The organism is Pseudomonadales bacterium (genome assembly GCA_024234615.1).
Lineage (GTDB): Bacteria > Pseudomonadota > Gammaproteobacteria > Pseudomonadales > IMCC2047 > JAJFKB01.
This window is the reverse complement of sequence record JACKNY010000001.1, coordinates 1453636-1467476: the sequence shown is the minus strand read 5'-3', so window position 1 is coordinate 1467476 and position 13841 is coordinate 1453636. Positions and strand designations below refer to the sequence as shown.

Below are 13841 nucleotides of genomic sequence, written 5' to 3'. Positions count from 1 at the left end.
ATGGCATTGCTTAGGGTAACTTCTCCCCACCTGATCCGCCCGGGTAAAACCGGTGACGTTATGCTCTTGGTCATTCTCGCCACTTTACCTGGGTTGACCATGCTGACCTATTATTTCGGCTGGGGCAATCTCATCAATATCGTCTGGGCGGCAATTGTTGCTCTATCAAGTGAAACCATCGTGCTTAAACTGCGTGGCCGGCCGCTGGGATTTTATCTCGGCGATTACAGTGCCCTCGTAACAGCAGTTCTTTTGGGGCTGGCACTACCGCCCTTCGCACCTTGGTGGCTAACGTTGATTGCCACCAGTTTCGCCATTGTGATTGCGAAACATCTCTATGGTGGTTTGGGCAATAACCTTTTCAATCCAGCCATGATTGGCTATGCCTTGGTGCTGATTGCATTCCCACTTGAAATGACCTCTTGGTCCGCGCCAAAATCCCTTGCTGCATTACCTGAAGAAATCCCCAGTTTTATTGACAGCTTAGTAACGATTTTTCCAATTTTTAAGACCAATGGTTTCGACGCTATTACTATGGCAACGCCTTTGGATGCCTTTAAACATAAGGGGGCATTAAGTGCTCTTGAATTGTGGGCTAAAGATCCGATACTCAGCCCTAAGTCCTGGCAAGCCTGGCAATTTATCAGCCTTGGTTATTTCATTGGCGGCTTATATCTCCTCTATCGCAAGATTTTTACTTGGCACGCGCCCCTCAGCATGCTGGCTAGCATTGCCATAATGTCCGCGTTATTTTGGTGGTATGACCCTAACCAATACGCATCTCCACAACTGCACCTGTTGGGTGGAGCCACTATGCTTGGGGCCTTCTTTATCATCACCGATCCAGTAACCTCAGCCACCAGTATCAAGGGCAAACTATACTATGGTGCGGCCATTGGTGTTCTGGTGTATACCATCCGCACCTGGGGTAATTATCCGGATGCGGTAGCGTTCTCAGTATTGTTAATGAATTTCGCCGCACCCTTTATTGATTTTTACACACAGCCGCGCACATACGGCCACCAGACCGGTAAATAGGCAAGCATATGCTAGGACAGTCCATACGTCAGAACACTCTGGGTTTAGCTCTTTTTGCAGTGATGACTGCCGGTTTGATTGCCTTTACCCAACTCGAAACTAAAGCACGTATTACGGAAAATGTACGATTGGCTAAATCCCAGGCTTTACATGAAATTATTACTCTCGACATGCACGACAATGAACTGCTTGATGATACAGTTAAAGTCGAGGACCCTCGATTAGTGCTTGATGAAGGTCCACAGGATGCTTATATCGCACGTAATAAAGAAAAGGCCGTTGCCGTCATCTTGCCTACTATTGCGCCTGACGGCTATACCGGCAAAATCAAAAGCATTGTTGGCCTGTCCGCTGATGGCACGATTATCGGAGTTAGGGTGCTAGAACACCAGGAAACTCCTGGCCTGGGTGATAAGATCGAAATCAAAAAATCAAACTGGATAAAACAGTTTAACGGTAAGTCTTTAAACTCACCAGTGCACGAAAAATGGGCGGTAAAAAAAGACGGCGGCTATTTCGATCAAATGACAGGTGCAACTGTTACACCTAGGGCCGTGGTTAAATCGATACATCAAGCACTGATATACTTCGAAGAAAAGCGAGCAATGCTGCTCACCGACAAAGCTCGCAACGACTCAATTCCGAAAGTAACGTCGACGCAACAGGGTCAACAAGATGAACACTAAAGGTTACATTGAAATCACTAACGATGGTCTTTGGCACAATAACCCTGCGTTAGTACAACTGCTCGGCCTCTGTCCTATGTTGGCTGTTACCGGAACTGTTGTGAATGCATTGGGGTTGGGTATGGCGACCACGCTGGTGTTAGTTGGTTCAAACTTATCGGTTTCGTTGATCCGCAATTTTGTGCCCGATACTGTACGCTTGCCCGCCTTCGTTATGATTATCGCTGCTCTGGTTACCTGTGTTGAACTACTCAGTCAAGCCTTTACTTATGATCTCTATTTGTCTCTCGGAATTTTTATTCCCCTGATTGTTACCAACTGCATTATTCTCGGTCGCGCCGAAGCTTTTGCACGAAAAAACCCCATTCTACCCTCCATACTAGATGGCCTGATGATGGGCTTGGGTTTCATGTCCGTGCTGCTCATTCTAGGTGCGATGCGTGAAATTATCGGTCGAGGTACGCTGTTTGCCGATATGCACCTTTTACTGGGTCCAGTTGCCAGCACCTGGGAAATCACCCTGATTCATGATTACCGTGGATTTTTATTTGCCATACTCCCTCCTGGTGCTTTTGTCGGCATGGGTTTATTGATCGCGGCCAAAAGCGTCATCGATACCCGAATCAAAGAACGACAGGCCGCTCGCACAGAGAAAACAGAATCTCGCAGCAAGCGCGTCAGGGTCACAGGCGAAATCAAATAATTCACCACGTCCCAACCAATGAATGCCAAAAAGCGTTTTCAGATTTTCGCTCGCCTTCGAGCACAAAACCCTGAACCTACGACAGAGCTTGCCTATCAATCACCCTTTGAGCTACTCATCGCTGTCATACTCTCAGCACAAGCGACCGATATCGGCGTAAATAAGGCAACGGCAAAATTATTTCCGATGGCAAACACCCCAGAAGCGATTTATGCGTTGGGGTTGGACGGCCTTAAGCAATACATTCGCACCATCGGTTTGTTTAATAGCAAAGCCGATAATATTATTAAAACCTGCCGTATCCTTATCGACAAACATCAGTCGACAGTGCCTACCACTCGTGAAGCCTTGGAAGCGCTGCCCGGCGTCGGCCGAAAAACCGCTAACGTAGTGCTCAATACTGCTTTCGGTCAACCCACAATGGCCGTCGATACGCATATTTTTCGGGTGTCGAATAGAACAAAACTTGCGCCCGGTAAAAACGTGCTTGAGGTCGAGCAAAAATTACTCAAGCATGTGCCTAAGGAGTTTCTTCATGACGCTCACCACTGGCTCATTCTGCACGGTCGCTATATCTGTGTAGCTCGCAAACCACGTTGCGGCGCCTGTATCATCGAAGACCTTTGTGAATATTCAGAAAAAGCCAGTGACTAACCCCTCAGCAAAGTCACTATCAATAACCACCGCCATGCTGGATTGGGATCAAGACGGGATACCTGTATCAAGCCAGTTTGGAGATATTTATTTCTCAAAACAAAATGGCTTGGCGGAAACCCGTTATGTCTTTCTCGAAAAGAATAACCTTAGTAAGCGACTGAACCAGTTAGCTCAGACCCCATTCCCACGCCTTTGTATTGGCGAAACAGGCTTCGGTACTGGTCTTAATTTTTTAAGCGCTTGGCAATTACGTGATGAAATTGTTCCAGAGTGTCGGCTTCACTTTGTCAGTGTTGAAAAGTATCCCTTAAGCCGGGATGACCTAATTAAAGCCCTTTCTTTCTGGCCTGAACTCAACATTTATGCTGAACGCCTAATCTCAGATTATCCAGCATTAACCGCTGGCTGGCATCATGTCAGCTTTTATGATCACCGGGTTGAACTAAATCTCTTTTTAGGGGATGCGCTGGAGGGCTACTCAGACTATCAAGGCACCATTGATGCCTGGTTTTTGGATGGTTTCGCGCCAGCAAAAAATCCTCCTATGTGGTCTAACACTTTGTTTATGGAACTCGCCCGCTTGAGCCATGAGGGCACTAGTTTTAGTACCTTTACTGCGGCTTCGGCTGTGCGCGAAGGACTTAAGAAGGCGGGTTTTGAGGTTAATCGAACGCGAGGTTTTGGACGTAAGCGTCATATGCTAACGGGAGTTCTGCCCGTCTCGGCGCAACCACATGAAACCCAACTTAATACCAGACAAGTTGCTGCACCCTGGTTTGCAATCAATAAGAATCGTCAAAGCGACATTGGCAACGCAGTGGTAATTGGTGGCGGCCTTGCAGGAACATCCGCAGCAGTTAGTCTTGCGCGTCGAGGATGGCAGGTGGTCTTGTGCGAAGGTAACCAACAACTGGGAAATGAAGCATCCGGAAACGAGCAGGGCATCCTTTATAACAAACTGTCCGCCGAACCAAGCATCAGTTCAGACTTTTATACCGCCGGTTATCTTTATTCACAACGACAATTCACGCAGCTTCAGACAAACCACGAAAAGTTTTGGCACGCCTGTGGCGTGTTACAACTGGGCTATAACGCCGAAGAGGAACGACGTCAAGCTAGATTCATGGCAGGTAACCCGCAGCCCCGCTCCATGGTTGTGCCAGTGAATTCGCAACAGGCAAGCAAGATCGCTGGAATTACGCTCACCACCGGCGGACTGTTTTTCCCTTCCGGCGGATGGGCCGCGCCAAATGTTATCTGCAAGCAACAGGCCAGTCATGCCAATATCGAACTTAAACTCGGCGTACAGATAGCGCAGATTCGGCGAGATAATGATGCATGGCTATTGTTTGATGACCACGAACAACTCGTCGCTAGCACCAAAGTACTCATCGTCGCCAACGCCCACGGCGCAAATCGATTTGAAGTCATTCAAGAATTACCCCTCAAGGCTATCAGAGGCCAAACAACCAATATTCCTGCAAACCCAAATATCAGTTTGAACACTGTACTTTGCGGTAAAGGCTACATTGGACCAGCCATTGCGAGTCGCCACCACATGGGGGCTACTTTTAATCTTGATTGCGCTGAGAAAGAATGCCGGACAATTGACCATCAAACCAATCTTACACAGCTTGCTGAATTGGCCCCAAGCCTAGCTGCTGATCTAAATCTGTCGGCATTGAGCGACCGGGACATAAGTGGCCGCGTTGGCTTTCGCTGTACAACACCTGATTATCTTCCCCTCGTTGGCCCAGTCCCTGACCGCTCTGCTTTTCTTTCCGATTACGCTTCATTGCGCAAGAATGCCCTGTTTCAAACCACAGTAAGAGGCACCTATTTGCCAGGTCTTTATCTTAGTGTGGGACACGGCTCTAAAGGACTTACCTCCTGTCCTTTGGCTGGCGAGTTAATTGCCGCTTATATCAACCAGGAACCGTTCCCAATTTCCACACAACTCACGCACGCATTAAACCCTGGGCGCTTTCTGATTCGAAGTTTAAAACGAAATAAAATCTAAGAAGACTCTTCTAATGTTGTTTTTAACCTGACTTCGCGCAGTTGCTTTGATTCAGCGCGACGTTCTCTAGCGGTCATTAAAAACGAACTGAGCACAACCATACCTGCACCATAGAGGGTGTAGTTATCTGGCACCTCTGACCATAGAAAGTACCCTAATAAGATTGCCCATATCATTGAAGTATATTCGAAGGGTGAAACCACGGATGCTGGAGCGTAACGAAAGGCTTGTGTAATCGCCCAAAACCCTGCCAATCCAAACAATCCACAACAAACCAACAAAGTCCAATCGAATATATCCGGGCCGACCCATACCTGTGGCGCCATAACCCCCGAAGCAACAATGGAAACAGGCAGCATATAGAAAGTTAAAGAAATACTATTTTCAGTTTCCGAAAGCAACCGCGAAGAAACTGCCACTACCGCATAGAGAAAAGTCGACACGAAAACCACCAGCGCTGCTGGATGAAAGGCCTCCGAGCCAGGCCTCAATATTACCCAAACACCCGCCAAGCCAACCAATATAGCTAGCCAGCGCCAAGCATCAACTCGTTCTCCTAAAAATAAAATAGAAAGTAACGCAACCAAGCTCGGCGCGATAAAGGTAATCGCCAACACATTGGCTAATGGTTGATTGGCGAGAGCATAAAAGAATCCAAAATTAAGTAAAAAGGCAAGCACAGAGCGTACGAAATGCCAACCTTTCCGGCTGGTTTTCAATTGACCAAATTGATTACGGAACGCCAGCAGAATAAAAACAACGCCCATTGCAACTGAATTACGAATAAAAAGAACCTGATACACGCTGTATCGTGCAGACAGCCATTTGACGAGTGCGTCCAGACAAACCATGAAGAACACTCCCGCCAGCATCCATAAAATACCTCTGAGCTGACGATTTATCATTGGTGGCCATATCTATTTAGCGGTTTATACCTAGTCATTTTTTAATTGTATATCACAGGTTTCCAACTTCTCATCATAGCGAATTACCGCTTCTCCCGAAGCGAGCTTTAACTTCACTTGCCTCACTTTTTCTTGCAGGCTCACTTCGGTATCGCCATAGTCGGTACCATCGCGCGTTACTAACTCTTGGATGAGGTTATTTAACGTATCAGGACTCAATGCTTGATAGGGTATTTCCATTAGAAAAGTCCTGTCATGAAAACAGCCGACGCAACCAGCCGGCATCCAACTTCTTTTTGCATGAGTTATATTGAGCGCCGTAGCGGCTAGCGCGAGAATTCACCTTCGCCGCCACTGAGACTAACCATGTTTTCTTCTTATAGGTGCCACGACGATAACCACCCCAACCTTCATGATAGTTTAGGTACTGCGCGTGGGCATCCCATTTGGAAACCTTATTCACTTTATGGGTCTTATAGATGAACCACCCCATGAAATCGATAGCATCGCTGAAATTATCCCTGTTTGCCCAACGATTACCCGTTTCCCGAACATAGTCGTCCCAGGTCCCTGTTTTTGCCTGAGAGTAACCAAACGCAGAACTTTTACGGCCCCACGGAATAACACCCAAGATATAATTCTTCGGTGGCTTGGCATTACTAACAAAACTTGATTCCTGATACATCATTGCCATCGGCACCTGGATTGGCGCACCCCATTTTTTCTCTGCATGCTTGGCTGCCTTATACCAATGCCGCTTTTCTTTAAAAATTTTACAAAGATTATCCACCTCCTTTGGCGGCTGACTTGCACAGCTCATCAACACACAGAATATCGTCGGCAGGAGTGAAATTTTGAAGATATTTTTTCCACATTTTCTGTGGATAAGTCTGGGCATATAATTTGGGTAAATAGCTAAAATAGCGCCATACTTGGCGTTGGTAGCAAATTGCTTAAATTTTGAGCAAAAAATATTTTTTTTATTCATTTCAGTACGTTACAACTTGTCAATAGGCTTTGGGGGGTTATATTGACTATTTTTTTAATGTGCAGTGCAAAATTATAACTCTTGTGCATAAATCGCCAATACCTTGACGCTTGTCAACGCGTCAATAAACCGAATCATATCTGTTTAGCCTCAAATAGCTAGCTTAGCTTATTAAAAAAATGTCTTAATTAGATTCGTTAACCCCTTTAATTCCCAGCATTTTTAGTCAACTCCTTTCCCCCAAACTAGAGCAGAGCCTACAATAAGGTTATTGACAGCCTGAAATAATCCCCCTAAGTTTGCGCCCTAGGTTACATTTTAGATCGACCTATTCAACCTTATATCTTGGTGCGAACAATTCATTCTATATTCGGTCTAAATTGTTGTCCGTGACTCAGGGAAAAATATCTGTGAAATACTTACCCATTTTTATTGCCGTGGTTTCGTTACTGTTATCAGCGCCATCGCAATCAGTACAGCCACCACAAATCTCCAGTTTAACTGCCGAGGAAGAGTCTAGGTTAGAGCGCCAGCGTACTGTCGTGGCAAATATAATTCGAGATAGCTTCGGCTACGTACGACTCGAAGGTTCGCTTTCGGAAATATATTACCTGCAAAAGATTATTGATCGACAGTTAATCCCCGAAAGTGAGAAGTTTGATCTACAGGCGCTGGGTGTAGTACTAGGAGATATTATGGCTCGAAATTTAGGCCTGAGATGGGTGAAAGTCGAGGATCGTTATGGCCATAGCCGAGCATTACAGTTTGAAAATACCCAGAATTTATTTTTCCCGGTCACGATGATTTCTCGTCGGATCAAATCAGGAACCCCCATCAGCGTACAAGCACTTTACGACGACACCGAAAAAGGTGTGAAAGCGCTAATCTATGAACGCAGTAAATATCGACAGCTACCAAAACCAAAATACACCTACTAGCTTGCATAGCAAGCTGCCAGCCCACTAGCACATATCAGAATAAGGGTTTGTCAAATCCAGATTGATGGCATTTTGATAACCTTGAATACGTATCTCCCGCTGGCTTAAAGAGATATCCTCATCCTGTTTAACATTCTCGCCGAAATAATAAATAGGCAATGCCTGCCCAGTTAAACAGGCTTGATCATAAGCGTTTGCTTGCTCAACTACTTGCTCATTCGCTTTGGTATAGGATGCTAACTTATTCGCACCATGTTTTTTTTCTAACATCGCACGCACACAATGCGGCGCGAGAATACTTGCTGAAGCATTGTTGCCACCAAAGCCCTTGGAGTTGATGATGGCAGCATTCATCCCTTCTCTACCAACCTCAAGATGATCCATCAGAATATTTAGATGACTGGCCTCTACGTCTTCCGCAAGATGATCTATGGTTTTGATACCGGGAATATGGCCGTAACGCCATACCCCTAAACTGGCAACGAGCTGATCTGCCGCTGCGGCACCGATGGAATGCCCAACATAGCTCTTTATCGCCGCTACCGGCCATTTCTCAAGTCCAAAAGTTTTACTCACTTCATTGAGAATACGCGATTCCGTAACCCTATTTTGTGGTGTGCTGGTGCCATGTGCTTGTACATAGGTATTACGAAGTGCTTGCTCTCCAAGAATCGCACGTGTCGCCGCCACAGCTTTCGCCATCGTCACATAGTTTCCCACACCCGGACTCGAAATCGATTTCTTAAAGCCATCGGCATTGACAAACACATCGCCAACTCCGCCGTAGATAGTCGCACCTAATTCTAGTGCTAAAGTATCATCGAAAAGCACTACATAGTGCGCCGCCTCCGCAAGGGTAAAGCCGCAATTATTAGAAAAAGGCCGGCAGGCTCTTCTAAAATCAGGAGCCACTGAACCAGCCTCTAACGCTAATAATTCGTCATCCTGAGCCAAAGCGCCCATCGTCCGATAACCCTCTATCACTTCCGGTGTGATCGGTGCTTCACTGGCACCAACAATGACTACACGCTTGTGGCCATTTCGAATATCTTCCATACCCTGTTTTAGGTTATAGAGAAAAGTGGCGCAAGCGCCAATATTGGCTCCAGTTCCGCCCACACTACCAATAATATAGGCATTAACAAAATCAGCAGGCATTTCTGCAAAACCTAGTGGGCACTGTTTAGAGGTGACGCGCTTACCAAGCAGACTGGCTTGTAGCATACCGCCTGTGCCATTTTGATCAAGTTGACTCATTGCCGCGCTGGAATAGACCCCAATTTGATCAGGAGAGACATGCGACATCACCTCTTGCCAATCAATCCCTATGGACTTGATAGCATCAGATGCGGCATACACCGTCATTTGTAAGCCACGAGGATGATTGCGCGAGGGATAAAGTTGGCCCGGCCTAAACCCACTAGGCAATTGTCCTGCGGATTTGACCAATGATTCACGCACATCAGGCAGCAGCGCGATTAAATCACCGGTTATAAATACTTTAACCTTACTTGAGTCATCCGCGAGCGTTTGCACTGACCAGTTTTCAGGAATACTTTCTGGCAGATGTCGAGAACTCACGATAAAACTCATCGGCTCTCCTGCCACCGGAGACATTCTTGACAAAAGGTGTTTCGGTATGGCGTAAGGGTCAAACAGATTATTTTCTAGCTTTCGAACCAGCGTTTTTAGATTAAGCTGTTGTTTATTCGATGTGAGCCAATCTGACAAGTCTAAAGATTCGCCGTCTGCGGTGCTATAAATACCATTCTTGTAGACCAATAAATTCATTAACATTGACAGGTCAGTATAGGTTTCCCTTGCACTCACCGTATCCAACACATCGACGACCATACGCCGATAGGAATGGTGAAAGGATGACCTGCCAGCGGGATTAATCCCGCCAAATCCAACAATAACCGGTAATGAAGACAAAATGTTCCCCTAATGACTTTTAAGCGATGACGGACTACCTAAAGTAGATGTCTCCAACTGCTCTTGGCGTACATAAGTATGGCAAATGTTACCGTTTTAACCTTGACACAATTAGAGTATATTAGCCATTTATATTGATTTTTTAGCCAAAACAAGCAAATAAGTGACCAATGAGACATGTTACCGTACTTGCTATCCCGCGTGCGCTTGGGACCAGCATCACTTTACCCGTAGAAATGTTGAATGCAGCCGATACAATCATGCGCATGCAAAGTCCAATTCATACGAAACTAGAAATCGAAATCGCCAGTATCGACGGTAACCCCATTGAGATAACCGGAGGAATTGAAATAAGACCTCACAAAAAGCTGGATGCGATACAAAAAACCGATTTGGTAATGATCCCAGCACTATGGGGCAACCCAAAACCCGTGATTCGTCGCTACCCCTTTATTATCGAGTGGATTAAGGCTCAGCATGAGAATGGCGCACTGATTTGTGCTACCGGCACCGGTTGTTGTTTCCTGGCGGAAACGGGGCTGTTAGATAATAAACCAGCGACGACGCATTGGTATTATTTCAAACAATTTAAAAAGAACTATCCGAAAGTAAAGTTGGAGACGAAAAGGTTTATCACCAGCACAGACAACCTATTCTGCGCTGGACGTATCAACTCTATTACTAATCTCATGATTCATTTCATTGAACAGTTTTACTGCCAGGATGTTGCCCGACAAATCGAACGGCATTTTGCTCACGAAATTAAGCAATCCTATGAGAGCATATTTTATTCTTTTGATGAGCAGTCGGTACATCACGACGAGGCTATCATTCAGGCACAACAATGGATGCTTAGAAACTACCCCAATGAATTTAAACTACAGACAGTTGCTGACCAGTTTGATATGAGCCTAAGGACGTTCAATCGACGCTTTAAGCTGGCTACGGGCAATACGCCAATAGCGTATCTGCAAAAAATCCGGATTGGCACAGCAAAAGATCTATTACGGGAAAGCAACCTAGATATTGCAGAAATTAGCGTGAAAGTTGGCTTTAATGACCCTGGATACTTTGCATCGTTATTCAAACAACGTGTATCATTGTCGCCGCGGGAATACCGCAAGCTCGTTCGTGCAAAGCTGTTTAGCGTGACTCGCCCCTAAACCCATTTAACCTTTCTCCCTATTGACGGGAAAATCTATTCGTACATGAACCGTTTTATTAAAGGCTACAAACGTATTTCCCGTTACTCAACTATTGTTCTCGCCGTAGCGACTTTTGCGACAGGCGCTTATGTCTGGACAACTCGAACGAAAATATATTATGAAAGCTATTGTAAGGAACCTACCGAATTGGTATTTGAGCAACGCTATGAGAATAGCAACGAGTGCGATACGGCGATATTTAATTATCTTTCCGAACCAGAAAATAGTTGTGTAAAAGCGGGTTGCCGGCGCGTCATAGAGTAATTATAGAGGCCTCTGCTTAAATATCTTTGGTCAGATCACCCCAGGCGGCCCGCAGATAGACAAACATCGACCAAAGTGTCAAAACGACCGCCAAGTAAAGTAATACTAAGCCAAGCTTGGCGACTAATGAATTCGGGTCATCCAGCAACAAAACAATAATAGCGGCCATTTGCAAGGTGGTCTTCAGTTTGCCGACAAAGGATACCGCAACACTCGTGCGTTTACCCAGTTCCGCCATCCACTCGCGCAACGCAGAGATCACAATTTCGCGGCCAATAATCACCATTGCGGGAATGGTTAACCAAATCGATGCATGTTCTTCAATCAACAGGATCAGTGCAACCGCCACGATTAGCTTATCTGCGACAGGGTCAAAAAAGGCACCGAACTCAGTATGTTGGTCCCACTTACGGGCAATATATCCATCCAACCAATCAGATATACCCGCTATGATAAAAACTAGAGCTGCCGCCAAGTGTCGCCATTCGAAGGGCAGATAAAAAATCAACACCAAAACGGGAATGAGGATAACCCTTAGACTGGTGATGATATTAGGAATACTCATACAGGCTTAACCAAAACTAGCAATAACAAAAAGTGCATCATGATACTGGATAGCTCATGATTATTCGAGCCTTTAGCTGCCTTCTTCAGCTATATTCTAGTCACTATGCAAACTGGTATAAATTTCTTCCGCCATGGCTTTGCTAATAGTCGGGACGCGCGCGATTTCTTCTGTACTTGCGCGCATGATTTCCTGGAGCCCACCAAAAAAGCGTAATAATTCTCGCCGCCGTTTTGGGCCTACGCCGGGGATCCGTTCAAGCATCGAAGTGGAACGCTTTTTCCCACGGCTTTGGCGATGACTACTAATCGCAAAACGGTGTGCTTCATCGCGAATATGCTGTATTAAATGCAAGGCAGCCGAATCGTTCGGCAGTACAATTTCGTCACCGCGACCCGCGACAAATAGAGATTCCAAGCCAGGCTTTCGCGCGGAACCCTTCGCTACTCCGACTATCATGACGCCTTCGATTTTCAAATCAATTAAGACATCTTCTGCCATGCGTAATTGCCCTTTACCACCATCAATAAATAAAATATCGGGTAGCTTCCCCTCTCCCCTTTTTAAGCGTTCAAAGCGACGCTTAATGGCTTGAGTCATTGCCGCGTAGTCATCCCCGGCGTTAACATTTTCAATATTAAAGCGTCGATAGTCGCTACTGAGCGGGCCCTTCCGATCAAACACCACACAGGAAGCAACAGTTGACTCTCCCGATGTATGGCTGATATCAAAACACTCCATTCTCTGTGGCAAACAATCTAAATTCAGTGCTTCCTGTAAAGCCTGCAAGCGACCTTGATAATCTAATTTTCCGGCATGATGACCAAGCAAATTTTGATCAGCATTTGCCATCGCTAACTTCAGCCAGTGCGCGCGCGCGCCTCGCACATTGTTAGTGATTTTCACCTGCTGTCCTGAATGGAGCGTCAACGCTTCAGCGATAAGTTGTTGCTGTTGGAGCGATTCATTGAGAATAATTTCTTTAGGTATCGGATGAAGAGAACCCTGAGTCAGATAAAATTGGGGAATAAATCCAGAAAGCAACTCTTCTAAAGAAACGATCATATTCACTTTTGGATAATAGGTTTTACTGCCTAAAACTCTACCCCCCCGCACAAATAAAACTTGAACACAAAACCCTATGGGTTTCACCAGCCCCGCAAACACATCGACATCGCCACTCTTTCCGGTGATATGCTGCTGCTCCTGTATCCGTCGTAAATTCACTAACTGGTCTCGAAGCTCGGCGGCTCTCTCAAAAGCTAGCTGCTCTGAGGCACGATCCATTTCAAGCTGTAGCTCCGCAATAATTTCATCACTTTTTCCTTCCAAAAACATTTGCGTATGTCTCACGTCTTCCGCATAAGCTTGCTCAGAAATAAGCTTGACACAGGGCGCGGCGCAACGATGAATTTGGTATTGTAGACAGGGCCTAGTACGATTACGAAAGTAACTTTCATCGCACTGCCGCACACGAAATGATTTTTGCAGTAAATTAAGCGTTTGACGTACCGCCAGACCACTTGGAAACGGCCCATAATAGCTCACCGCTTTTTTTCGGGCACCTCTATGCATTCCCAAGGCCGGAAATTGCTCGGCGGTGGTCAAGTAGATAAAAGGGTAGGATTTATCATCCCGCAGTAAAATGTTATAGGGTGGCTTTTGGCTTTTTATAAGGTTCTGTTCAAGCAGCAGCGCTTCCGTTTCACTACCGGTAAACGTCACTTGAATATCAGCCACCTTTTCCATGAGTGATGCATTTTTTATGCTAAGCGAACCAGCACGAAAATAGCTAGCAACCCGGCTACGCAAGTTTTTCGCTTTACCCACGTAAAGCACCCGTCCAGTATTATCTAGCATTTGATAAACGCCTGGACGCTGCTTTAAACCAGCTAGAAAATTTTTATGATCAAAGTCAGACAAAACGAAGGTTACTA

At 45.8% G+C, this 13841-nt stretch carries 14 protein-coding genes; 8 read left to right on the top strand and 6 right to left on the bottom strand.

Translation table 11 applies throughout. The annotated features are described in order from the left end of the window. From rsxD to mnmC, 5 genes are read left to right on the top strand one after another with little or no spacing between them, the layout of a single operon-like run. A complete protein-coding gene (rsxD, locus tag H6995_06760; GenBank protein ID MCP5214688.1) occupies positions 1 to 1038 on the top strand; it encodes an electron transport complex subunit RsxD in 1038 nt (345 codons plus the stop codon). An 8-nt stretch (positions 1039 to 1046) separates the two neighbouring features. Next, the gene (gene rsxG / locus H6995_06755) at positions 1047 to 1724 is read left to right on the top strand and encodes an electron transport complex subunit RsxG (GenBank protein MCP5214687.1); all 678 of its coding nucleotides are present in this window, start codon (positions 1047 to 1049) and stop codon (positions 1722 to 1724) included. Continuing rightward, positions 1714 to 2427 carry an electron transport complex subunit E gene (locus H6995_06750; protein ID MCP5214686.1) on the top strand — a complete coding sequence of 238 codons (714 nt, stop codon included), beginning with the start codon at positions 1714 to 1716 and terminating at the stop codon, positions 2425 to 2427. Before rsxG ends, H6995_06750 begins: the two co-directional genes overlap by 11 nt. Positions 2428 to 2445: 18 nt before the next feature. Further along, complete coding sequence (gene nth, locus H6995_06745) at positions 2446 to 3081, top strand: endonuclease III (protein ID MCP5214685.1); 636 nt, start codon at positions 2446 to 2448, stop codon at positions 3079 to 3081. Beyond that, positions 3053 to 5104 carry a bifunctional tRNA (5-methylaminomethyl-2-thiouridine)(34)-methyltransferase MnmD/FAD-dependent 5-carboxymethylaminomethyl-2-thiouridine(34) oxidoreductase MnmC gene (gene mnmC, locus H6995_06740; GenBank protein MCP5214684.1) on the top strand — a complete coding sequence of 684 codons (2052 nt, stop codon included), beginning with the start codon at positions 3053 to 3055 and terminating at the stop codon, positions 5102 to 5104. The genes nth and mnmC overlap by 29 nt, the downstream gene beginning before the upstream one ends. On the opposite strand, the gene H6995_06735 is transcribed toward mnmC, so the two are convergent. Genes H6995_06735 through H6995_06725 form a run of 3 tightly spaced genes read right to left on the bottom strand, consistent with a single transcriptional unit; the run spans position 5101 to position 6895 of the window. Further along, on the bottom strand, positions 5101 to 6009 hold the full coding sequence (locus tag H6995_06735) for a DMT family transporter (protein ID MCP5214683.1): 909 nt from the start codon (positions 6007 to 6009) through the stop codon (positions 5101 to 5103). The genes mnmC and H6995_06735 overlap by 4 nt on opposite strands. A 30-nt stretch (positions 6010 to 6039) precedes the next feature. Further along, a complete protein-coding gene (locus H6995_06730) occupies positions 6040 to 6249 on the bottom strand; it encodes a YheU family protein (protein MCP5214682.1) in 210 nt (69 codons plus the stop codon). Between the two features lie 13 nt (positions 6250 to 6262). Continuing rightward, positions 6263 to 6895, bottom strand: coding sequence for a hypothetical protein (locus H6995_06725; protein MCP5214681.1), 633 nt, complete (start codon positions 6893 to 6895; stop codon positions 6263 to 6265). A gap of 512 nt (positions 6896 to 7407) precedes the next feature. Here H6995_06725 and H6995_06720 point away from each other — a divergent pair. Beyond that, on the top strand, positions 7408 to 7935 hold the full coding sequence (locus tag H6995_06720) for a DUF3806 domain-containing protein (protein ID MCP5214680.1): 528 nt from the start codon (positions 7408 to 7410) through the stop codon (positions 7933 to 7935). 24 nt (positions 7936 to 7959) lie between these two features. Here H6995_06720 and H6995_06715 read toward each other — a convergent pair whose 3' ends face one another. Then, on the bottom strand, positions 7960 to 9870 hold the full coding sequence (locus tag H6995_06715) for a beta-ketoacyl synthase (GenBank protein MCP5214679.1): 1911 nt from the start codon (positions 9868 to 9870) through the stop codon (positions 7960 to 7962). Positions 9871 to 10040: 170 nt separating this feature from the next. On the opposite strand from H6995_06715, the gene H6995_06710 reads away from it, so the two are divergent. Both H6995_06710 and H6995_06705 read left to right on the top strand, forming a co-directional pair. Then, positions 10041 to 11033 (top strand): helix-turn-helix domain-containing protein, encoded by a 993-nt coding sequence (locus H6995_06710; GenBank protein ID MCP5214678.1) that lies wholly within the window; start codon positions 10041 to 10043, stop codon positions 11031 to 11033. Between the two features lie 45 nt (positions 11034 to 11078). After that, the gene (locus tag H6995_06705; protein ID MCP5214677.1) at positions 11079 to 11339 is read left to right on the top strand and encodes a hypothetical protein; all 261 of its coding nucleotides are present in this window, start codon (positions 11079 to 11081) and stop codon (positions 11337 to 11339) included. Between the two features lie 16 nt (positions 11340 to 11355). Here the strand turns inward: H6995_06705 and pgsA are convergent, their stop codons facing one another. Together pgsA and uvrC are read right to left on the bottom strand one after the other, a co-directional pair. After that, positions 11356 to 11904: a CDP-diacylglycerol--glycerol-3-phosphate 3-phosphatidyltransferase gene (gene pgsA, locus H6995_06700; GenBank protein ID MCP5214676.1), complete on the bottom strand. Its 549-nt coding sequence runs from the start codon at positions 11902 to 11904 to the stop codon at positions 11356 to 11358. Positions 11905 to 12000: 96 nt separating this feature from the next. Beyond that, positions 12001 to 13827 (bottom strand): excinuclease ABC subunit UvrC, encoded by a 1827-nt coding sequence (gene uvrC, locus H6995_06695; GenBank protein MCP5214675.1) that lies wholly within the window; start codon positions 13825 to 13827, stop codon positions 12001 to 12003. Between the last annotated feature and the right edge of the window lie 14 nt (positions 13828 to 13841).

Coding starts and splice junctions, on each gene's coding strand:
- H6995_06705 (MCP5214677.1), top strand. CDS start 11,079: ATGAACCGTTTTATTAAAGGCTACAAACGTATTTCCCGTTACTCAACT.
- H6995_06750 (MCP5214686.1), top strand. CDS start 1,714: ATGAACACTAAAGGTTACATTGAAATCACTAACGATGGTCTTTGGCAC.
- nth (MCP5214685.1), top strand. CDS start 2,446: ATGAATGCCAAAAAGCGTTTTCAGATTTTCGCTCGCCTTCGAGCACAA.
- pgsA (MCP5214676.1), bottom strand. CDS start 11,904: ATGAGTATTCCTAATATCATCACCAGTCTAAGGGTTATCCTCATTCCC.
- rsxD (MCP5214688.1), top strand. CDS start 1: ATGGCATTGCTTAGGGTAACTTCTCCCCACCTGATCCGCCCGGGTAAA.
- H6995_06735 (MCP5214683.1), bottom strand. CDS start 6,009: ATGATAAATCGTCAGCTCAGAGGTATTTTATGGATGCTGGCGGGAGTG.
- rsxG (MCP5214687.1), top strand. CDS start 1,047: ATGCTAGGACAGTCCATACGTCAGAACACTCTGGGTTTAGCTCTTTTT.
- H6995_06730 (MCP5214682.1), bottom strand. CDS start 6,249: ATGGAAATACCCTATCAAGCATTGAGTCCTGATACGTTAAATAACCTC.
- H6995_06710 (MCP5214678.1), top strand. CDS start 10,041: ATGAGACATGTTACCGTACTTGCTATCCCGCGTGCGCTTGGGACCAGC.